At 68.9% G+C, this 20,409-nt stretch carries 16 protein-coding genes and 1 pseudogene; 10 read left to right on the forward strand and 7 right to left on the reverse strand.

What is annotated here, in order from left to right; translation table 11 throughout:
- Window positions 1-157: 157 nt before the first annotated feature.
- Together AB0I15_RS56775 and AB0I15_RS56780 are read left to right on the forward strand one after the other, a co-directional pair.
- The gene (locus AB0I15_RS56775; protein ID WP_358116723.1) at window positions 158-1,453 is read left to right on the forward strand and encodes a serine hydrolase domain-containing protein; all 1,296 of its coding nucleotides are present in this window, start codon (window positions 158-160) and stop codon (window positions 1,451-1,453) included.
- 301 nt (window positions 1,454-1,754) lie between these two features.
- Window positions 1,755-2,150 (forward strand): hypothetical protein, encoded by a 396-nt coding sequence (locus AB0I15_RS56780; protein ID WP_358116725.1) that lies wholly within the window; start codon window positions 1,755-1,757, stop codon window positions 2,148-2,150.
- A 22-nt stretch (window positions 2,151-2,172) separates the two neighbouring features.
- On the opposite strand, the gene AB0I15_RS56785 is transcribed toward AB0I15_RS56780, so the two are convergent.
- Both AB0I15_RS56785 and AB0I15_RS56790 read right to left on the reverse strand, forming a co-directional pair.
- Window positions 2,173-2,886, reverse strand: a complete 714-nt coding sequence (locus AB0I15_RS56785; RefSeq protein ID WP_358116809.1) for a S8 family serine peptidase — start codon at window positions 2,884-2,886, stop codon at window positions 2,173-2,175.
- A 3-nt stretch (window positions 2,887-2,889) separates the two neighbouring features.
- Window positions 2,890-3,102, reverse strand: a pseudogene (locus tag AB0I15_RS56790) (S8 family serine peptidase); the annotation flags it as partial.
- Between the two features lie 350 nt (window positions 3,103-3,452).
- On the opposite strand from AB0I15_RS56790, the gene AB0I15_RS56795 reads away from it, so the two are divergent.
- Window positions 3,453-4,850, forward strand: a complete 1,398-nt coding sequence (locus AB0I15_RS56795; RefSeq protein ID WP_358116728.1) for a protein kinase — start codon at window positions 3,453-3,455, stop codon at window positions 4,848-4,850.
- Between the two features lie 813 nt (window positions 4,851-5,663).
- On the forward strand, window positions 5,664-6,101 hold the full coding sequence (locus AB0I15_RS56800) for a nuclear transport factor 2 family protein (RefSeq protein WP_358116731.1): 438 nt from the start codon (window positions 5,664-5,666) through the stop codon (window positions 6,099-6,101).
- A 226-nt stretch (window positions 6,102-6,327) separates the two neighbouring features.
- Here the strand turns inward: AB0I15_RS56800 and AB0I15_RS56805 are convergent, their stop codons facing one another.
- On the reverse strand, window positions 6,328-6,654 hold the full coding sequence (locus AB0I15_RS56805) for a Clp protease N-terminal domain-containing protein (protein ID WP_358116812.1): 327 nt from the start codon (window positions 6,652-6,654) through the stop codon (window positions 6,328-6,330).
- A 1,269-nt stretch (window positions 6,655-7,923) separates the two neighbouring features.
- Here AB0I15_RS56805 and AB0I15_RS56810 point away from each other — a divergent pair.
- Window positions 7,924-8,253: a glyoxalase/bleomycin resistance/dioxygenase family protein gene (locus AB0I15_RS56810; protein WP_358116734.1), complete on the forward strand. Its 330-nt coding sequence runs from the start codon at window positions 7,924-7,926 to the stop codon at window positions 8,251-8,253.
- 465 nt (window positions 8,254-8,718) lie between these two features.
- On the opposite strand, the gene AB0I15_RS56815 is transcribed toward AB0I15_RS56810, so the two are convergent.
- The 3 genes from AB0I15_RS56815 to AB0I15_RS56825 form a co-directional block, all read right to left on the reverse strand.
- On the reverse strand, window positions 8,719-11,781 hold the full coding sequence (locus AB0I15_RS56815; RefSeq protein ID WP_358116737.1) for a choice-of-anchor P family protein: 3,063 nt from the start codon (window positions 11,779-11,781) through the stop codon (window positions 8,719-8,721).
- Between the two features lie 785 nt (window positions 11,782-12,566).
- Entirely contained in the window at window positions 12,567-12,776 is a 210-nt protein-coding gene (locus AB0I15_RS56820; RefSeq protein WP_358116741.1) for a hypothetical protein, read from the reverse strand.
- 59 nt (window positions 12,777-12,835) lie between these two features.
- A complete protein-coding gene (locus AB0I15_RS56825) occupies window positions 12,836-13,495 on the reverse strand; it encodes an alpha/beta hydrolase-fold protein (protein WP_358116744.1) in 660 nt (219 codons plus the stop codon).
- A gap of 570 nt (window positions 13,496-14,065) precedes the next feature.
- Between AB0I15_RS56825 and AB0I15_RS56830 the strand changes: the two genes are divergently transcribed.
- On the forward strand, window positions 14,066-14,533 hold the full coding sequence (locus AB0I15_RS56830) for a hypothetical protein (RefSeq protein ID WP_358116747.1): 468 nt from the start codon (window positions 14,066-14,068) through the stop codon (window positions 14,531-14,533).
- A 687-nt stretch (window positions 14,534-15,220) separates the two neighbouring features.
- On the opposite strand, the gene AB0I15_RS56835 is transcribed toward AB0I15_RS56830, so the two are convergent.
- Window positions 15,221-16,456, reverse strand: coding sequence for a phytase (locus AB0I15_RS56835; RefSeq protein WP_358116750.1), 1,236 nt, complete (start codon window positions 16,454-16,456; stop codon window positions 15,221-15,223).
- Window positions 16,457-16,586: 130 nt separating this feature from the next.
- Here AB0I15_RS56835 and AB0I15_RS56840 point away from each other — a divergent pair, with 130 nt between their 5' ends.
- The 4 genes from AB0I15_RS56840 to AB0I15_RS56855 all read left to right on the forward strand — a co-directional run bounded on the left by AB0I15_RS56840 (window position 16,587) and on the right by AB0I15_RS56855 (window position 20,406).
- Window positions 16,587-17,573, forward strand: coding sequence for a sugar ABC transporter substrate-binding protein (locus tag AB0I15_RS56840; protein ID WP_358116753.1), 987 nt, complete (start codon window positions 16,587-16,589; stop codon window positions 17,571-17,573).
- On the forward strand, window positions 17,570-18,601 hold the full coding sequence (locus tag AB0I15_RS56845) for an ABC transporter permease (RefSeq protein WP_358116755.1): 1,032 nt from the start codon (window positions 17,570-17,572) through the stop codon (window positions 18,599-18,601). Before AB0I15_RS56840 ends, AB0I15_RS56845 begins: the two co-directional genes overlap by 4 nt.
- Entirely contained in the window at window positions 18,598-19,368 is a 771-nt protein-coding gene (locus tag AB0I15_RS56850) for an ATP-binding cassette domain-containing protein (protein WP_358116758.1), read from the forward strand. Before AB0I15_RS56845 ends, AB0I15_RS56850 begins: the two co-directional genes overlap by 4 nt.
- Before the next feature lie 84 nt (window positions 19,369-19,452).
- Window positions 19,453-20,406 carry an alpha/beta hydrolase gene (locus tag AB0I15_RS56855; RefSeq protein ID WP_358116761.1) on the forward strand — a complete coding sequence of 318 codons (954 nt, stop codon included), beginning with the start codon at window positions 19,453-19,455 and terminating at the stop codon, window positions 20,404-20,406.
- Window positions 20,407-20,409 lie beyond the last annotated feature (3 nt).

A 20,409-nucleotide genomic window follows, 5' to 3' on the forward strand; every position in this document is an offset into this window, starting at 1 on the left:
GCCATTGCAACAAGGTCTTGCATTCGCGCTCAGCTCATTGCTCCAATATGTGGCCATCTACCTGGGAAGAACGTGTTTTTGCGATTGACGGTTTTTCGAATGCAACATAGCTTTCGACTCACACAAAACACGTACTATCGCGAAATGAGGATCGGCCATGAGTACATCCCCTCACAGCGCCAAGAACAACAGGGGCCGGACACCGAGAGCGTTGCGGCCAGTGGCGGTCACGGCGCTGGCGGCCGCGCTGCTGGCCGGGGCGTTCACACCCGCAGTGGCCACGGCGAGTGCATACGCCGTGGACAGCAGCGCGGCCATGTCGAAGGCCGCCGCCGGGCAGGATCGCCCGGAGCTGCGAAAAGTCATCCAGACGTTCGTCGATGCCGGTTTCCTCGGGGTGCAGGTGCGCGTGAACGATGAGCGGGGCGAGTGGGTCGGCAGCGCCGGGGCACGCAAGCTGGGCGCGAACGCGAAGCCACCGGCGAACGGGCATTTCTGGGTGGGCAGCGTCACCAAGACCTTCCACGCGACCGTGGCGTTGCAGCTGGTGGGCGAGGGCAAGATCGGGCTGGACGCCCCGGTGGCCGGCTACCTGCCCAAGCTCGGGCTGGACCGGCGGATCACGGTGCGGATGTTGCTGCAGCACACCAGCGGATTGTTCAACTACACCGGCGACCTCGACCCCGATGGGACATGGGTTCCGGGGCTTCCCGCGACGGGCAAGGAATGGCTGGACAACCGGTTCCACTCGTACCGGCCGGAGGAACTGGTGCGGTTCGCGTTGTCCAAGCCGTCGCGGTTTGAACCGGGGACGGGCTGGAGCTACTCCAACACCAACTACACACTGGCCAGGCTGCTGATCGAGAAGGTCACCGGCCGCTCGTTCGACGCGGAGCTGAAGCGGCGGATCCTGGGGCCGCTCGGATTGAAGGGCACCATGGTGCCGGGCAACCGGACGCAGTTGCCCAGGCCGTACGCCCATGGCTACTTCCGCTACCAGGACGCCGGTCAGTGGAAGGTGATCGACGTCTCCCGCCAGAACCTCTCCCTGGTGGCCGGTGCCGGTGACATGCTCTCGACCACCAAGGATCTCCACACGTTCTTCTCCGCGCTGAACGGCGGCAAGCTCCTGCCGGCCAAGCTGCTGGCCGAGATGCGCAAGCCGCACCCGAAGAGCGACCCCCTCTACGGCCACTACGGCCTCGGGATGTTCGTGCAGGACCTGGGCCCGACCTGCGGCACCGTCCTCAACCACAACGGCAACCCGCCAGCGGGCTACGCGGCGCTGATGTACAGCACGCCCGACGGCAGCAAGACCCTGACCGCCTCGCTGACCGCCGGCGACGCCGCATTCGACATCGCCCAGTATCCGAAGATGCTGGACGGGCTCGTCAAGGCGGCGTTCTGTGGCGGGCAGGCCGGGTCGGCCAAGCAGGCCAAGCCGGCTGAGTAGACGGGGCCGAGCGCCTTGGGCTCGCACACCGTGAAGTCGAGACCCGTTGCGCTCGGTCATCAGGTAGGGGCGCGAAGTAGGCCACGCCGGCCCTATTGAGCGCGGCGCGGCCGGTTCACGAGGCGCGGACATCGAGCCGAGCGGGTACAGCCGCGCGACCAACCCGTCAGAGACGAAGCCGGCCAAGGGGATGCAGGTCGCCCGCGTTCATCCTCTTGCCGTTCCGGCGTGCACCTCAGCAATTCAGTGTTGCTGTGTACCGGTTAGTTGGCACCACCGAGTAGCTGAAGAGGGTGTTTCCATGGGCAAGCATGTGACGGAGATGCTCAAGGCAACGCTGGAGGGCACCGTCCTCGCGATCCTGTCCGACCGGCCCGCGTACGGCTACGAGATCACGGCGTGGCCGCGGATGACGGTCTGCTTGACCGTCGTCCCCGACGCGTCCGTCGCCGTGGCCCTCAGGGAGACGAATCCGGCCGTACGCGGGTTGAACACGGTTGCCATCCAGCCAGACCCGCTCCGGACGCTCGGCACGGGGTGCCAGGTGGTGCCGTCGTCGCAGGGCATCTCCAGCCTGAGCGAGATCACCTTGGCCTGGGTCGCGCCGGAGTTGTGTTCCACCCGGACCGCCGCGTCCCCCATCGAGGACGTGCCCGTGTCGAACGCGCTCACCCAGGTGAGCCCCGGAGCGGGGTAGTGGGTCACGGTGCCGGGGAGCGTCACGTCTTGGGGCGCGTCGCCTGGAATCCGCCAGGCTTGTCGCCGAACCTGGGGGCGAAGTACGGCCGCCCCTGCGCCGCGACACCGGAAGCGAGGAATGTCGCCTCCACCTTTGCCAGTTCCGCGCGCCGGGCTCGCTGCCCCATGTCGGCGGCAAGCCCGTCGGCGCGTTCGTCGACCAGGTCGTACAGCGTGAGTGACGCCGTGCCGTGGGCCGGCACCTGGAGGCGTTCCTGCGGCAGCTTCGGCACCTCCCCGCCCTTCGTGCCCAGTTCCAGGGTGACGGGGGTGTCGCCGGAGTTGGCGTACGTGATCGTCTTGGTCGAGACCCGCTCGCCTTCGCCGTCCCAGGGGAAGGCGGCCCACAGACCGGCGGGCTCGACCAGGACCTGCTGGGCCAGGGTTCGCAGGAGGTCCACCCGTCCGGTGCCCTGCTCGTACGGTGTCGCGCCCGGCGTGGCTGCCGCGCTGCCCATGAGGGCGGCCTTGAGCTGCCGTCCGGTCCAGTCGGGATGCCGCTGGGCCATGATCGCCGCAGCGCCGGCCACGTGCGGCGCGGCCATCGAGGTGCCGCTGCACCCCACGTGCCCGCCTGGACGGCCATGATGTCCACGCCGGGGGCCGTGATGTCCGGGTTGGTCGTGTGGTCGCCCTCGCGTGGGCCCTTGGAGGAGAAGGAGGCGACCTGGTCCTCGTCGTCGGCCGCGCCCCACGGCCAGGGTGGCGTCGGCGCTGCCGGGGCTGGAGACCGGGGCCTGGCGGCCGTCGTTGCCCGTGGCGACGACGAACAGCGTGCGGGTCTGTTCGGACAGCGTGTTCACCGCCTGTTCGACGGGGTCGAGCTCCGGGGTGTCGAGGGCGCCCAGGCTGAGGTTGACGACCTTGGCCTTGACCTCGGTGGCGGCCCACCACATGCCCGCCAGGATCGCGGAGTCCTGTCCAGGAGCGCAGGTCGTCCAGGCAGAGCCTGCCCTTGCCGGCCGTCAACGCCCGGGGACCGCCCGGGAGGCCTTCCGCCTCTGGGCGGCGTTCTTCTTGGGGACCTGGAGGGTGGACATGCCGAGCCCGGCGAGCCGCCGTAGCGCCAGGCCGGCAGTTTCGTGACGTCGAACAGCCGTGGGTCCAGGACGCCCTGGGCGATCAGAAGACGGGCGTCGAACGGGATCACGTGCAGGTGGCCCTCGATCCCCTGCCTGCGCGGCCCGGGCGGACGGCCGTGACCCAGGCAGGGCGCAAACAGGGGTGCTTGGGGGAGCGATGATCGGGTAGGTCGCGTGCTATGTCGGTTTCGGAGGGATATCAGGGGTGGTTGCTGGCCGGCCGCTACCGGCTACACGCCGAGCTGGGCCGGGGCGGCATGGGCAGAGTCTGGCGCGGCCACGACGAGCTGCTCGATCGCCCGGTCGCCGTCAAGGAGATCACCTTGGGCCAGCGGCCGCAGCCCGAGCGTGAAGCGCTGCTGGGCCGCACGATGAGCGAGGCCCGCCTGGCCGCCCGGCTGTCTCATCCGCACATTGCGGCGGTCTACGACGTGGTGGTGGCCGACGAACGGCCGTGGATCGTGCTGCAGTTGGTTCGCGCCCCCACCCTCGCCGACGTGCTGGCCGAACGAGGACCCCTGCCGTCGGCCGCCGTGGCCAGGATCGGCCTTCAGGTACTGGAAGCGCTGCAGGCGGCCCACACCGCCGGCATCGTGCATCGCGACGTCAAGCCCGCCAACATCCTTCTGGACGACGACGGCCGGCACGCCGTACTGACCGATTTCGGCCTGGCCACCAGTCTGGAACAACCGGCCCGGACGAGCCTCACCGAGACGGGCATCGTGGTCGGCACCCCGGCCTATATCGCGCCCGAACGCGCCCGGGGCGCGGCCCCGACCCCGCCCAGCGACCTGTGGTCGCTGGGCGTCACCCTGTACACCGCGGTCGAGGGCCGCTGCCCATTCGAGCGGGGCAGCGCTCTGGCCACCATCAGCGCCGTGCTCACCGCCGACCCGGCCCCCTTCGAACACGCCGGCCCATTGGCGCCACTCATCACCGGGCTGCTGGCCAAGGACCCGGCCCACCGCACCGGCCCCCGCGACGCCCGAGCACACCTGCATCGCATCGCCGTCCCGCCCATCGAGCAACTGCCGGGCACCGGCGCCCTCGCCCCGGTGGCCCCGCGTGAGACCGTGCCCGCCCCGGCGCTGCCGCCGTCCCAGCCCGCCACCGCCTCTCTGACCGGAGACGGCCCTTCGGCTGCCGCCTCCCCAGCCCCCGCGGCCGTCCGGCTCGCTGCCGATCCGGCCAGCCGCCGGCCCTGGGCCACGTACACGCGGCCCGCGGCGGCGGTGACCGTCCTGATCGCAGGCGTGCTGGCTGCCACCACCTGGCCAGGTCAGCCGGCCGGCCCGCCCGCTGCCGAGCGGCCCCTGGCCGACACGGCTGTCACGTCGACGCCGACCCCGCCCACCGCGCACCTGCAGGCGCAGCCCGTGTCCATCAAACGCGGCACTCCGGCCACCCCGCACCAGGACGAACGGCCCGCCCGCGCTTCCGCGGTGACGGACGCTCTGCCGCCGGGCCAGGCGAAGAAGACCACCGGCAAGAACGGCAAGAGCGGCAAGAGCGGCAAGGTCACACACGGGCACAAGCTCCGCTCGCCCAGCAAAGGCGGCGGCAAAGGGCACAAGTGATCAGGTTGCGAGGCGCGGCCCTCGCTTGGCGCCGCCGGTGCCGCTGACTCCTGCGCATGTTCGCCGGTATCGCGCATTCGCATCACGAAGAGCAGCTCGGCGGGGATCAAGGACGACCACCTGGCTCAGGTCATGCGGGGCTGGCGGTTGGCCGTGCGGGCCGCGCTCTGCCGAGATGACGGCCAGGACGGCCAGAGTGCCCACGGCCGTGCCCGAGGAGATCGGTGAACGTGAGCGGGAAGGTGGCCGCCTCTGGGACGAGTCGGTTCGCGCAGTGGGCTCTCTGGACGTGCACGACGCTCGGAGGATGGCGGCGTTCTGCTCGGCGGCGCTCGGTCCGAGATGGAGCACGACGGCGAGGCGCCGCACCTGTGGCTGCCGACGAAGGCGCCCAAGCAGGGCAAAAGCCGCAACCATCTCGACCTGTACGTTTCCCGATGGCGGCGATGTCGGGCGGCTCGTAGCGGTGCGGATCAGCGGCCTGGCAGCGGCCCTGCCGGTCGCCGCGCTGCTCGGCCGCGACCGGACGACACCATCGGCTGAAGGCACGGAACCGCCACCGGTAACGAACGGCGAGTGCGCAGGGCGGGCCGCTCCAGGAGTTGACGAGCATGCAGGCGCGCCGCGCTCACCGCGTGTCGCACGATCCTGGCCCGCTTCACAGTCCTTCTCTTCCTTCATCCCCGCGACCACACGGCCCGACAGTCCGATGAGGAACCCTTGCCGCAAGGATGAGCGTGTCTGTCGCTCCTGCTGCCGAGGCCGGCGCCGGTGACTCTGTAGCGTCGCTCCTACGGGGATCGAGGAGGGGCGATGACGGGGGACGGGGAGATCAGCGATGCGCTGACCGACGCCATCAATCAGCACACGCTCGAAGGGATATTGCGGCTCTACAGCCCGCAGGCGGTCCTCGTGGCGCCGGGAGGCATGGCCGAGGGACACGACCAGATCGCCACCTACTACGAGCAGATGTTCGAAGGCTTCCCGAACGTACGTGCCACGCCCTGGAGAAAGATCACCACGGGAAGTGTGACACTGATCGAGTGGACGCTGACCGGCACCCACCTCGGCCCGTTTCTCCTTCCCGGCGGTGGCACACTCGACGCGACCGGCCAAAGCGTCGTGGTGCGCGCGTGCAACACGGCCGCCATGGACGGCGACCTCATCGTCAGCCACCAGTTCTACTTCGACCAACTGGAGTTGTTCACCTCTCTCGGGGTCCGGATGGATCCCGAGAGAGCCGGCACTTGAGCAACAGCATGCTGATCGCGGCGAGCACCATGGCGAGTGAGCCCCGTGCCCCCGTGCGTGTGGGCTGCTCTCGACCGGGTGCCACCGGAATACGGCTGGCGTGGGCCGCCGAGCCGCAGGGACGTCCCGGACATAGGTTCTGGGACGGCGTTCGCGCAGGTGGGTTCGCCGTCCGAGACGTAACTTCAGCAGAACCTGACTCGCAGCGCTTCGCTGAGTGACAGCCTCAGCACTTTCCTGGCTCGCGGCGTGAACGAAACAGGCTCCACCCGCTCGACCGCCGCGTCCTCTCGGACATGCCCGCCACGGACTCGGGGATGGCTGGGCGCGACCTGCCCGCGATGACCTCCTCGATGACGCAGCACGTCTCCTCCAAGGAGACCCCCATGTCTTTCAGCACCCTGGCCGCTGTGCCATCGTTCTCTTGGATGAAGCCCAGCAGGATGTGCTCCGATCCGATGTGGTCGTGCTGGAAAGCGCGGGCCTCCTCCTGAGCCAGGATAATGACCAGACGCGCCCGTTGAACGCCTGGTTCGCATCTTTGGGCGCGCAGCCATCCACGCGAGGCCGCGCACTCGAATTACGTATGTTCAGGCGTCCCTCCATGGTCCACAGTGGTTCCCGGTTGAACCGGAATAGCAGGCCCTGAGATTCGCAAGATTTACCGGTGAAGGGCTGTATCGTATACAAATGCCTGAGTGAATTGGGGAGTCGGCTCGTATGAGCGACTCGCCGGGGCCGGACGGGTTGGCGTATCGCAATGTGATCCAGCCGCCTGTGATCCCTCCGCCTTCTATGAGCCTACAGACCTCTAAGGTACGGTGGTCGGCGCTGAGAGTTCCTTGAACGATATCATTTGCCACTCTAATCTGATGTGCCTGTGCGGGGGAGGCGTTCATGGCCAGTGCCGTTACGGTCGTAGCAGCGGCCACTGCCGCCATCCGCATGATCTTCGTTCGCATGGTTTTCTCCGGTTTTCGTCGGTGGACCGTTGTATTTTCTGACGTCTTCAGATTTTCGCCCGCAGAAATGCGCTTAGACAGGGCCGCAACCGGACATTGTCCGGACTTTCGGAGAGCCGATCAAGACGGCAACGGTAATCGCTGACAGCTCTATGGCGAAGGATTGCTGAGCACATCCACGGCTGGGCCCGAGCCCGGCCGGACGCTCTGGCGCTGCCCCGGGCGTGGGCTATGGCGGCTGGAGTGGCAGGCCGGGGGCGGCTCCCACGTGTGCGAGAACTGCAGCCACCAAGTCGGCGAGGCTGCGGCGCCGGGCTGCCGGGGTGCCCGTCGTTATGCCGCCCGCCGCCCCACTCGTGGGGGAGCATGTTCATACTGCCGATGAAGGTGAGGCCGCCGCCGATGACGGCGAGCTTTTGATGCTCGTCATGCCAGAACACCACACGCTCAACAGTCTGGTGCAGCGCTTTGGACCCCCGAGGGTTCCGGGGCGTGGTCGAGGCCGAGCAGGTCACGTGCGGAGACGATCCTGACACGGCGTTCCCGGCATAGGTCGGCCAGGACGCGCAGCGGTCCGGCCCCGGCGCGAGCACATCGGCCCGTCGCGACGAGGCCGTTCACCACCTGCGCCGCACAGCCGCGGACCACGCCGTCGCCATCCGCTGCCGGTGGCGAGCCGCGAACGCCAGCGCCCGCCTCCGCCAGAACCGGGGCGAGGCGACCCCGCCGGCTAGGGAAGAGTTGCAGCGCACGGCAGGCCGCGCCGAGCGCGTCGGTCGGATGCTCGCTGCAGACCACGACGAACAGGTGTGCTGAGACAGGCGCTCGTTCACCGCCATCGCCCCGACATTCGGAGAATCATGCACGCCACGCTTATCGTCATCTATACCGACCGTCTGGACGAGTGCGCCGACTTCTACGCCAACCTTGGCCTGCCCTTGCAGAGTGAGCAGCATGGCAACGGTCCCGAACACCATGCGGCCGAACTCGGCAGTATGGTGTTCGAGCTCTACCAGGCCACCGAGCGCCGACCCGCCACCGGCAGTCTCCGCGTGGGTTTCCGACTGCCCGAGCACGTGGGCGCCCTGGAGTTGCCGCCCGGCCGACACCGTCTCACCGACCCCGACGGCCGTACGGTCGACCTGGAGATCGTCGCGGAGGCAAGCATGGACGAGCCGAGAACGTCATGAGCAGGCGGTGCGGATACTGGCGCTCACGGAAAGATGATCAGGGTAAATGACCACGTGAGGAACCCTGTCGAGGACATGCTTACCTTCCGTGCCCTCGAGCCCACCCTCCTACCCCCAGCACCCATGCCCATGGGCACCTACGTGCGGTTTCAGCGCAGAAGCCCAAAACCGGGGCATTCTGTGAAGCCGGTTGTAGTAGCAGGTCTACAAGGCGACCATCCTGCTCTCGCCCCCTCATCGGGATCCCACTCGTGATGGCTTGCATATGCATGCACGGCTTCGTTATTGAGCATTAACCCCGAGCGATTGCAAGGTCCCGTGAGAATGATCGGAAGGGTGGAGTCGGCATCAGCGTCCTCACTGCTGTCTCGCGCGCCGGGGTCGCCAGGATGAACGCGTGAACTCTGGCCCGACGGCAGGGCCAGAGTTCACGCTTCACGGATGGTCACGGATGGTCACGGATGGTCACGGACAGTTGTGGACGCCGCTCCTGGCCGACGACACCACGACGTCGGCGATGCCGGGGGCGCTGACGTGCATGGCGTTGACCTGCATCCCAGCCGACGCTCCCGGCACCGGGGTCTGCTCGTTCATGGTGATGGTCAGGGCCCCCGCGCGGATGACGCTGTTGGGGGCGATCGTGCCGACCGTGTGGGACACGCCGCCGATGGTCAGCGTCCCGAGGGTGACCGTGCCCGTCGAGTCGGCCGTGTACGCGCCGATCTGGCAGGTGCTGGCCGACGTCGCGCGGACCTCGGTGGCCCGGATGACGGGAAGCCCCGGCAGGCCCACCGTGACCGTGCCCGTTGTGGCCTGGCCGGTCGACACGCCGCCGCCGGTCACCACACTCGCCGTCAGCCCGGTGGCACTGGCCAGCAGCAGGTTGACCGAGGCGGTCGTCTTCTGCCTGGTCGAGGCGGCCGCCGTGGAGACCTCGCCGGTGTCGGCCACGACGGTCTGCGCGAGCAGCGGCGGCTTCACCGACAGCGCGTACGAGTGGCCCGTGTAGTAGAGCAGTTTCGCCCTACCGGCGGCGTCGGAGGGCAGGTAGCAGCCGTCGGCGGCGAAGGTGGCCGTCAGCGGGGTGCTGGTGGCCGTCGCGGGCTGGGCCACGCCGGCGATCACGCACTGCGCGACGCCACTGGCGTTGGTGACCGCCGTGCATGACTGGGCCGTCGCGCCGCTGCCGAGCGTCAAGGTGACCGTACGGTCCTTGACGGGGTTGCCCTTGGCATCGGTGAGAGTGGCGCGCAGGGTGGCGGGCGAGTCGTTGGCGACGTTGGCCGGACCGTTGATCACCAGCTTGGTCGTCACCAGCACCGTGGTGTCGGCCTTGGCGGTGTCGTTGGCGGAGTCGAGGTCGGGTCCGGCGAGGTTGTCGACGACTGCCGTGGCGGTGATCGTGCAGCCGGCGCCGGTGTGGACGACGTCGTCGGGGACCTGCGCCCTGATGGTGAACGCCTTGGCCTCGTTCCAGGTCAGCTCGTCAAGGACGCAGTGCACTTTCAGCCCGGTGTGGTCGCAGGGGATGCTGCTGCCCGCGTAAGTCACCTCGGCGGGCAGGGTGACGTCCACCTGGGGCGAACTGGCCGGGTTGGGGCCGTGGTTGGTGGCGGTGACCGTCCAGGTCAGTGTCTGGCCGCCGCGTACCGGATCGGGGCTACCGGAGATGGTCACGCCGAGGTCGGTGGTGTTGAGGTCGACCCAGCCCTGCTCCAACTCGTCCCGCGTCGGCAGGTCCGGGTCGTCCAGCGGCTGGGGGTCGGGCGGCGGCTGGTCGCTCGCCTGCCGCGGCAGGCCGCGGAAGCCCGGGAACGGGATGGAGACGGCGACCTTCGCCCAGTCGTTGAAGCCTTGCAGGGAGTCGGCCCTTGAGGTGTTGGTCGCGCAGTTGCGCGGGCGGCCGTTGGGGCCGGCGGTGTTGATGTTCACGGCGGGGACGACCGGGTTCTGTACGTTCGCGCCGTCGCCGCTCCAGTCGGGGTTACGGTTGAGGTCCTCGGTGACCTTACGGCCCTGGACTCCCGGCGTACCCGGCAGTTGGTCACGTCCGTTGACGAACGCGAAGCGGTTGCGCGGGTCGGTGGAGTCGAGCGAGGCGCCCTCGTTGAGGGCGGTCTCAACGAGCTGCCCGGGCACCTTGCCGCGAGAGGATCCGTTGAGCGCGATCCGCGGCGGCGAGTAGTCGAGGATGCGGCCGCCGCCGACACGCGGGATGCCGCCTTGCAGGTCGTAGTTGAGCACGCTCACGTAGTTGGGCTTGCAGTTGACGATCTCGAATCCGCCGTGCTCCAGGCCGAGGGTGTGGCCCAGCTCGTGCAGCAGCGTCCCTCCGTCGTGGTTGTAGTCGATGAAGGACCGGTTGTCGGTGCTCGCCTGCCCACCGATGGTGCACGTGGCGGCGCTCGAGGTGCTGATCGCGTAGCGGAAGACACCCCGTCGTGCGGCCGCGAAGTTGGTGGTGTTGCTGATCGCCGTCCCGAAAGTGGCGTCGACGCCGCAGTTGTTCAGCGCGCCGACCATACCGCCGCCGCCGAGGTTGTCGCCCACCAGGCAGGTCCGGTCGCCGGTGTCGGTGGCCGCGCACATGGTGCCCGAGGGGTCCTCGGCGCTGCCGTCCAGGTACCTGCAGTCGCCGTCGGCGCCGTCGATCCGGCCGTCGCCGCCGTTGTCGATGCCGTCCGCGCACGTGCCGGTCGCCGCGCCCTTACGCGCGGTCGTGTCGACCAGTGGACCGGTATCCACCCATAGATGGATGCCGTCGACCCCGTCCGGGTTCGTCACCGGCGCCGCGTTCATGGCCGCCTTCATGGCCAGGATGTCGGCCTTGGTCGGCTGTTGCCCGGTGGTGGAGTCGAGCTCGAGGAAGATGTCCTTGTGCCGCGGGTTGGCGCCGAACGCCGGCAGGTCGAGCGCCATCGAGCCGTCGGGATTGCGGATCCCGTTGAGCTCGGCCAGGTCACTCAGCCCGTCGCCGTCGCTGTCGCTGCTGCTGGTCACCGTGGAGGAGACGGTGAAACCGATCCGGGTCGCCGCGCCGTCGTTGACGTCAGGGAAGTCGGCGTCGCCGTCGCCCGTTGCGCAACTCTGGCCCACCGGGGTCGTGCCGCGGAGGCACGGAACGTTCCAGGTGAGGTCGTCGGACGATGTCCACCGGTCGGTGACGATGTCGTAGCTGAGGTCGACGTCGACGTTACGGTCCTTGGGGCTCACGTCCACATGGTCGTCACCGCCGCCAGCACCGCTGTCGTAGTCCCAGATCTGGATCACGACGGGGACGGTGGTGTTGTTGCCCGACAGGGTCACGTTCTTGGAGAAGACCCAGCCGTTCGGCGCTTCCGGGGTGCCTTTCGGCTCGAATTCGTCGTCCTCGATGCGCGGACTGCGCGGGAAGGTCTCGCCGTCGATGCTGACGACCGAATAGAAGTCTCCGGTGCCATCCGGACTCTCGATCTGCTTGAGATAGTCCACGCTCACCGTGACGGTCACCCCCGTGTCCGCGCGGGCCGGGCTGCTCAACGCCACCATCGACGTGAGGAGAACAGCCGTAGCCGCGCCCGCGGCCGTCCATCGCCTTCGGCTTAACAGGACCTCCCAGGCTTTCCAGGCAAGCAGGAGGAAGCGAGACATGGCAGATCTCCCATCGTGACAGGGCGCATTTGCGGGTGGCCAGACGTCATCCAGCGTCCGATGTCTCGGTGGGCGAGCACATGAGTACCCTCATACTCACATTCGATGTTCTGCGGCCGGCCGCCCGGTTCTGCTGAGGGATGCGTCACCAGGCTCGAGCGAGGCTCGCCCTGGCCGGCGGGTGCCGGGCCAGGCCGAGAGCAGGGGTCATCTGATCAATGGTCGGTGTCCTTACGCGGCCGTGGCCAGGTCGTTGGGCAGCTCCGCCAGGGCAGGATCGATCACGCCTCGACGTCCGCGTCTCGCACGACTACGGCCTTCGCGGTCATGTACTTGTGGTGCGTCCCTAGGACGGACTTCCGGTCTCGCTCAGAACCCCTCGATGCCTGGCAACGACGTGCTGCCAAGGCCAGGGGACATGATCTGGCTTCCTCCGGATCCTCCGAAGACGCCTTCCTCAACGGCAGCTCATCGAAGTCCAACGGGCAGGTCGTCCCTACTCGCGCCCCGGTGACGTCGAGGTGGAACGGCTCGATCCCGTGGCCGCCGAGACCCGTGGGCGCCGAACTCGACCAGGTTGCGACCTGCGCCGATGTGCGTCCACTGCGCGGGATCAAGATCGGTGCGCGGCGTCGCAGGTAGCGGACGGGGTGCCCGGTGCCGGTGCCCGTCCTTGGCCGTGTCTACCAGGATCTCCACCACCAGATCAGGATCGTCGCGCACGGGGTGAGCAGAGGGGTGACCTCGGTCGCCGCCCGCACCGAAAGCTGGGCGGTGCGGCCGAGGACGCGGAGCGGTCCCGTCCGGTCGTACCTGCTGAGGAGCAGTTCGCTCGGCCGCTGCGGGGAACCGGCGAACCCCCCGATGGCCGCGTCCGCGTCGGCCTTCTCCATACCGCCTCCAAGTCTGGCCCGACCCGTCGCATGCACGGCCGACCGCACATCGCGCTGCTTCACGGTCCAAACGCCCACGCCACCATCAGCGGGAACTCGTCACGCCAGAACGCACCGCCGTGCGACCCGACCCGCTCCGTCATGACAACGTCCGCACCCGCGTCGCGCAGCGCGACCGCCCACCGGGTCGCGTTCTCAAGGAAGAACGGCTCCAGCGTGCCGGCGACGAGGTACGCGCGCGGAATCGAACCCGACATCACGCCGGGCGGCCGGAAACCCGCGCCCGGCGAGGCGCAAAAGACCGCACCGAAGACGTCCGGGTGCCGAAGCCCCATCGCGAGCGCGAACTCTCCACCCGCCGAGACACCGAACACCGCGGTGCGTTCGATGGGGAGCACGACTCCGAATCGCGAGCGCGCCCATCGGCGGACGTCCTCAACGAAGAACTGCTCGTGTGCCGTGAACCGTTCCTGGTCGAAGCCCGGTGAGTACTCATGGAGCCGCAGCATCTCATCGGCCAGGCGGTGTACACCGACGATCATCGTGGACGATACGTCGGCCGCCTCAAGGACTCCGCCCCATTGCGAGATCACCTGACCGTCACCAGCGAACACGACTGCCTGGGGCGGATCTGGCGGGATGTACACCGTGACCTGCCGACCACCGTCGTAGTCGAACGTCTCGGTGACGACCTCTCCCGCAGCTCGCTGGTCATGCATGGCGAATCCCGATCCTTGAGAGCTTCATCGGCCTCGGCGACCACCCACCAGACCCCAAGGTATAGGAGCGGGCAAAACGGCAGCATGATGAGGTTGTTTCTGTAGGGGATCCTCAACCGGAAGACCCGGGCGTACGATTCTGGAGATCACGGAAGTTCCACGCGCCCGAACCTGTACGCCGCCGTGGCGAGGCCCCTCCACGGGCGGCGGGCAGCTGAGGAGGGTGACGCGCACCTGCCGGTACACGGTCGGGTCATCTTCACGCTCGAGCCGCGCCACGCATATCAGGAACTCCGGTCCGGGGCCCGCCAGACAACGCCAGCACGACGACACCCTGGAAGCCGTGCTGGGCGTCGAAGTGCTGCGCTCGGCGCCTGCCGACAGGAAGAAGATCCACCGCCACCTGGTGACGGTGACCGCAGGCTGTCCGTCCGCTGACGACCCACTGCTTCGACCGACCCGACATGTCCCGGACATGTCGTGCCACGCCGTTGACGTGCGGCAATAGAGTTGGACACGAGTTGTCTAGGTTGCTAGACGCGCAGGTGGGGCGGTCTTAGGCTGCCGTGCATGACGACGCACTTCGAGGAGATCTTCGACGAGCCTGACATCGTCGAGCCTCCGGATGAGCAATCCAGTGCCCGGTACACCAGCTATCCCGCCACCGCCAGCCGCGGTGACGGGGTGTGGAACGTCGTCGTGCACGACCTCCCCGCAGGTCATGCCGTCCGGGCCCAGGGAGTCACGTGGACGGACGCGGAGATGAATGCGATCAAGGCCGTGATCGACGTACTTCAGGCTGAGATCGGCACCGTCGGCGTCCACCTCATTCCTGACGACCCGGACGCCGCCGCTGCGCTGGAAACCGTCACGGCAGCCCGTATCGCCCGCGCTCAAGCCGGGCAGGACGAGCGGGACGCCGTCCGGCACGCCGCCCGCCTACTCACGGACCAAGGCTGGAGCACACGCGACGCCGGAAGGGCCCTTCGCCTATCCCACCAGCGCATCTCACAGATCGCGCCCCAGACCACCGAGTAAGCTTCATCGCTCGCATAGCTGGGGACACATCCGCGGTGACAGGGACATTCCCGCCGGCCCACTCCCGGACAGACCCAGGAGGCCGCGATGGACGTCAGTTGCTGCCGTGTATGCGGCGAACCGTTCTATGGCGTCAGGGTTGATGCCAAGGCCCCCGAACATCACAGGGGGCCGAGCAATAACCGCCAGAGGTGCCCCGGCAGCAACCAGAGAACCAAACGTTACGTCGAGTACTGAGATCGTTGTCTGAGGGACGCGGCCCTCACTTCGTCGTGGGAGCCTTCCGAGTCAGAGTTCATGAACCGGTTCCGGTCCGAAACACCTATCAGCTTCGCGGCGCGGCGGAGCGGCTGGTCGGTGCGCCGGGCGGTGGCCACGCCGGGCCTGGATCACGTACGCGTGCTGCGCTGGCAGGCCCGCGCCGTGCTCGGCCGTCTCGACGACGCCAAGCCGGCCCCGACGTCGCGCTGCACGCCCTGCTGCCGTGGGAACGCGAGGCGATCGTCAAGATCGCCGAGGAGTGGCTGGAGATCGACCGTTCCCACCGCAGACTCGCCCACCGCGGCTCACGGCTGGATGCGTTCTATGCCTCGGAATCGACTCTTCACCGGTCGAACGGTATAAGGCCACGGAGAGCGGAGCAGCCCGTCCCCGTGGCCGGAAAGCGTTGTGTCCGTGGGTCAGGTGTCAGTCGAGTGCGTTCTCGACCAGCCGCCAGTCCACGAGCTTGAAGTTCGTCACCTCACGGTCGCCGTCCCCGGGGGTGTCGGCGCCGTCGTGGACGACCAGGAGTCCCTTCGGGAAGGCGCCGCCGAGTGCGGCGCTGGTGACCGTCGCGCCGTCGCTGATCTCGGCCCCGTCCGCCCTGGCGCCCGGCGCGACCCGGAACTGGGCGATGTGCTCGTTGTCGTCGCGGTCGTACGCGGCGAAGGTGTCGTCGCCCTGGCTGGAGGCCAGCAGGTAGCCGTCGTCGCCGTCCTCGTAGATGGTCAGGCCCTCGGCGTCGGCCGACAGGTGGCGGCCGCCGTGGCCGCGGTCCTGGCCGGGTACGCACTCCTCGGTCGCCGGGTCGTAGGTGTCCTGCCTGCCGTACTCCCTGACCTTGTCCATCAGCGCCGGCCTGCCCGCCAGGTCGGCGCGCAGGCGCCAGACGCCGACGTCCTCCTGTGCCGCGTACAGGACGCCGCGGGCGCGGTCCACGACCATGCCCTCGACCTGGGGCAGTTCGCCGGGTTCGCCGCAGGGCGTCCAGGTGGTGCCGTCGGGGAGGGGGAAGGCCGCGGGCAGGTCGAGCGTGCGGACACGCCGGTAGGTGACCGTGCCGCCGGGGGCGGCGGCGAGCTGGAGCAGGCCGACCGTGGTCCGGTGGCGGCGGCTGACCAGGACGCGGGTGCCGCTGACGGCCAGCCCGTACGCGGTCGCCGCCTCGTCCACCTCGTCCTGGGTGGCGTTGAAGACGAAGGGCACGGACGGGTCGGTGACGTCGGTCAGCGGGGGCCGTCCGGCGGCGGCCTTGACGGGGTCGATGGCGTACACGCGGAGTTGGTCGCGGCCCCGGTCGGAGGCCACCGCGAGGTCCACCCTGGCGCCGGTGGACAGGCGGAAGCCGCGGACGAGATCGACGTTGTTGAGCCGGCCCGGTTCGTGGTCCGGGCCGGGCGGCGGCTGCGCGGGCAGGTGCTGGAGCTGGGCTCCCGTCAGGGAGTAGACGTACAGGCCGCCTTCCTTGGCGGTGGTGATCACGATGCTCCTGCCGGGCTTGGCCGGGTGGACCCAGATCGCCGGGTCGTCGCCGTTGGCGTGGCCGCCCGCCTCGTCGTCGTACAGGGGCGGTGTCTCGGCGGCGGCCGTGACGGTCGCGACGCCGGACACCGGCGCGAGGGGGGTGACAAGCAGGAGGACGGTGGATAAGAAGGCACGCACGGGCATCTCCTCACGATCGTCGTTCGCTGTGAACGAGGGGTGAACGTGCCGGGCATAAGTCAGCATGTCTATACAAACAGATGATATTGCGGTAGAACCAGGCCAAGCCCGTTGGTCTTGGAGGTGTCCTATGAGACGTACCCCGATCGTTCTGGTTCTGCTGGGTGCGCTGGCCGTCACCGGCTGCTCGTCGGGCGGGCAGCAGAGCGCGGAGAGCGCCCCGCCCGCCGCCTCGTCCGCGGCCCCCGCGGCGGGGAGCGGCGCCCGGTTCTCGGTCATCACCCACGGGGCGGCCGGCGACTCCTTCTGGGACGTGGTCAAGAACGGCGCCGAGGCCGCGGGCAAGCAGTACGGCGCGCAGGTCGCCTACCAAGGAGACGGCGACCCGGCCAAGCAGTCGCAGCTCATCGACCAGGCCGTCACCGAGAAGGTGGACGGCATCGTCGTCTCCATGGCCAACCCCGACGCGCTGAAGGAGGCCATCGGCAAGGCCGTCGCGGCGAAGATCCCGGTCGTGACGATCAACTCCGGCGCCGACTCCTCCAAGGCGTTCGGCGCCATCACCCACGTCGGCCAGTCGGAGGACGTGGCCGGGCGCGGCGCGGGCGAGCAGCTCAAGGCCGCCGGCGTCACCAAGCTCCTGTGCGTCATCCACGAGGCCGGCAATGTCGGCCTCGACCAGCGCTGCAAGGGCGCCGAGCAGACGCTGGGCGGCACGGTCGAGCGGCTGCAGGTGGACGTGAGCAACCTGGCCGACGTCACCTCCAAGGTCGCCGCCAAGCTCCAGTCCGACCAGCAGGTCAACGGCGTGCTGTCGCTCAACCCGGCCGTCGCGATCGCCGCCAGGGACGCCATCAAGGACGCCGGCTCGCAGGCCAAGCTGGCCACGTTCGACCTGTCGGCCGACGTGGTGACCGCGATCAACGACGGCGAGGTGCTGTTCGCCGTGGACCAGCAGCAGTACCTGCAGGGCTACCTGCCGATCACGTTCCTCAACCTGTACAAGGCCAACCTCAACACCGTCGGCGGCGGGCTGCCCGTCAACACCGGGCCCGGCTTCGTGACCAAGGACAACGCCGAGCAGGTGGCCAAGCTGGCCGAGGCGGGCACCAGATGACGGTTGCGGCCGACGAGCGGGTGGCCAACGTCGGGCTGGCCCGCCGTCTGCTGATCAGGCCCGAGCTCGGCGCGGTGGTCGGGCTCGTGGTCGTGTTCGCCTTCTTCGCCTCGCAGTCGGCGGTCTTCCGGTCGATGGACGGCATCGCCAACTGGCTCGACCCGGCCGCCACGCTCGGCATCATGGCGGTCGCGGTCGCGCTGCTCATGATCGGCGGCGAGTTCGACCTGTCGGCGGGCGTGCTCACCGGCACCAGCGGGCTGATCCTCGTCACGCTGGCCACCCGCTTCGGGTTCAGCGTGTGGCTGGCGATGGCGGCCGGGCTGGTGGTCGCGCTGGCCGTCGGGTTCGCCAACGGGCTCGTCGTCACCCGCACGAAGCTGCCCAGCTTCATCGTCACGCTGGGCACGTTCCTCATGCTGCAGGGCCTCAACCTCGGCGTCACCAAGGCCATCACCGGGACCGTGCAGGTCAGCGGCCTGCGTCGGGCCGAGGGGTTCGAGGGCGCGAGCGCGATCTTCGCCGGGACGATCGAGATCGGCGGCTCGTCGTTCCGGGTGGCGATCCTGTGGTGGATCCTCGTCACCGCCGTGGCCACCTGGGTGCTCATGCGCTCGAGGGCCGGGAACTGGATCTTCGCGGTGGGTGGCAACGAGCAGGCCGCCCGCGCGGTGGGCGTGCCCGCCGCCCGTACGAAGATCGCCCTGTTCATGACGACGGCCGTCGCCGCCTGGCTGGTCGGCTCCATCCTGGCCCTGCGCTACACGTCCGTGCAGGCCAACATCGGCATCGGCCAGGAGTTCATCTACATCATCGCCGCCGTCATCGGCGGCTGCCTGCTCACCGGCGGGTACGGCTCCGCCATCGGAGCCGCCATCGGAGCCGTCATCTTCGGCATGGCCGACAAGGGCATCGTGTTCCTGGGCTGGGACGCCGACTGGTTCAAGTTCTTCCTGGGCGGGATGCTGCTGCTGGCCACGCTGGCCAACCGCCTGGTCAGGCGGTACGCCGAGGAGGTGAAGCATTGATCCTCGAGACCCGCGGCATCGGCAAGACGTTCGGTTCGGTGCTGGCGCTGCGCGAGGTGTCCATGGGCGTCGCGGCCGGGCAGGTCACCTGCGTGCTCGGCGACAACGGCGCGGGCAAGTCCACGCTCATCAAGATCCTTTCGGGGGTGCACCAGCACGACACGGGCGCGTACCTGGTGGACGGCAAGGAGGTGCGCCTCAGCAGCCCCAGGGACGCGCTCGACCGTGGCATCGCCACCGTCTACCAGGACCTGGCGATGATCCCGCTCATGTCCGTCTGGCGGAACTTCTTCCTCGGCTCCGAGCCCCGCAAGGGCCTGCTGCCGGGGCTGAAGGCCTTCGACGTGGCCAAGGCCCGGCGGGTGGCCCGCGAGGAGCTGCGGGCCATGGGCATCGACATCCGCGACGTGGACCAGCCGGTCGGCACCCTGTCGGGCGGCGAACGGCAGTCGGTGGCGATCGCCAGGGCCGTCTACTTCGGCGCCCGCGTGCTGATCCTCGACGAGCCCACCTCGGCCCTCGGGGTCAAACAGGCGGGGGTGGTGCTGCGCTACATCGCCCGCGCCCGGGACCGGGGTCTCGGCGTCATCTTCATCACCCACAACCCCCATCACGCCTACCCGGTCGGGGACCGGTTCCTGCTGCTCAACCGCGGCACGACCCTGGGCGAGTACGCCAAGGCCGACATCACCACCCAGGAGCTGACCGCGCTCATGGCGGGCGGGGCGGAGCTGGAGCAGCTCACGCACGAGCTGGAACGCGAGTGAGCTTGGCCGACATTTGACGAAAGACCTGGTCAGCCGGGTGATAGGGAGGGCAGGAACCCCTGCGGGCAACGGGGGAGGAGTGCCATGGAGAAGGTCGTGCTGGAGCGGGCGGCCCAGCAGTTCGCCGACGCCACCGCGGGACACCCCTTCATCTATGAACTGCCGCCCGAGCAGGGCCGCGAGGTGCTGGAGAAGCTCCAGTCCGATCCGAACGTGCCCAAGCCGGAGATCGACGAGGAGTGGATCGAGGTGCCGGGCGGCCCGACCGGCAGCGTACGCGTGCGCATCGTCAAGCCCGACGGCGCCACGACGACCCTGCCGGTGATCCTCTACATCCACGGCGCCGGCTGGGTCTTCGGCTCGGCCCGCACCCACGACCGGCTCGTCCGCGAGCTGGCCACGCGCACCGGCGCCGCCGTCGTCTTCCCCGAGTACGACCGCGCGCCCGAGGCCCGGTATCCCACCCAGATCGAGCAGAACTACGCCGTCGCCCGGTGGGTCATGGAACACGGCCGCGACAAGGGCCTCGACCCCGGCCGGACGGTGGTGGCCGGCGACTCGGTGGGCGGCAACATGGCGATCGTGCTGACCCTCATGGCCAAGGAGCGCGGCGACGTCCGGCTGCGCGGCCAGCTCCTGTTCTACCCGGTGACCGACGCGGCCTTCGACACCGGCTCCTACCAGCGCTTCGCCACCGGCTACTACCTCAACCGCGACGGCATGAAGTGGTTCTGGGACCAGTACACCACCGACCCCGCCCAGCGGGCCGAAAGCCACGCCTCGCCCCTGCGGGCCACGGACGAGGAGCTGCGCGGCCTGCCGCCCGCGCTGGTCATCAACGGCGAGGCCGACGTGCTGCGCGACGAGGGCGAGGCGTACGCGGGCCGCCTGCGCGAGACCGGCAACGACGTGACCGCGGTGCGGCTGGCCGGGATGGTGCACGACTTCGTCATGGTCGACCTGCTGCGCGACACGAACGCGAACAAGACGGCCATCCTCCTGGCCGTCAAGGCGCTGCGGCGGTGGCTCAACACGTGAACG

The organism is Nonomuraea sp. NPDC050643 (genome assembly GCF_040654715.1).
In the GTDB taxonomy this organism is placed as follows: Bacteria; Actinomycetota; Actinomycetes; order Streptosporangiales; family Streptosporangiaceae; genus Nonomuraea.

Coding starts and splice junctions, on each gene's coding strand:
- AB0I15_RS56775 (WP_358116723.1), top strand. CDS start 158: ATGAGTACATCCCCTCACAGCGCCAAGAACAACAGGGGCCGGACACCG.
- AB0I15_RS56780 (WP_358116725.1), top strand. CDS start 1,755: ATGGGCAAGCATGTGACGGAGATGCTCAAGGCAACGCTGGAGGGCACC.
- AB0I15_RS56795 (WP_358116728.1), top strand. CDS start 3,453: ATGTCGGTTTCGGAGGGATATCAGGGGTGGTTGCTGGCCGGCCGCTAC.
- AB0I15_RS56800 (WP_358116731.1), top strand. CDS start 5,664: ATGACGGGGGACGGGGAGATCAGCGATGCGCTGACCGACGCCATCAAT.
- AB0I15_RS56810 (WP_358116734.1), top strand. CDS start 7,924: ATGCACGCCACGCTTATCGTCATCTATACCGACCGTCTGGACGAGTGC.
- AB0I15_RS56815 (WP_358116737.1), bottom strand. CDS start 11,781: ATGGTGGCGTTGAGCAGCCCGGCCCGCGCGGACACGGGGGTGACCGTC.
- AB0I15_RS56820 (WP_358116741.1), bottom strand. CDS start 12,776: ATGGAGAAGGCCGACGCGGACGCGGCCATCGGGGGGTTCGCCGGTTCC.
- AB0I15_RS56825 (WP_358116744.1), bottom strand. CDS start 13,495: ATGCATGACCAGCGAGCTGCGGGAGAGGTCGTCACCGAGACGTTCGAC.
- AB0I15_RS56830 (WP_358116747.1), top strand. CDS start 14,066: ATGACGACGCACTTCGAGGAGATCTTCGACGAGCCTGACATCGTCGAG.
- AB0I15_RS56840 (WP_358116753.1), top strand. CDS start 16,587: ATGAGACGTACCCCGATCGTTCTGGTTCTGCTGGGTGCGCTGGCCGTC.
- AB0I15_RS56845 (WP_358116755.1), top strand. CDS start 17,570: ATGACGGTTGCGGCCGACGAGCGGGTGGCCAACGTCGGGCTGGCCCGC.
- AB0I15_RS56855 (WP_358116761.1), top strand. CDS start 19,453: ATGGAGAAGGTCGTGCTGGAGCGGGCGGCCCAGCAGTTCGCCGACGCC.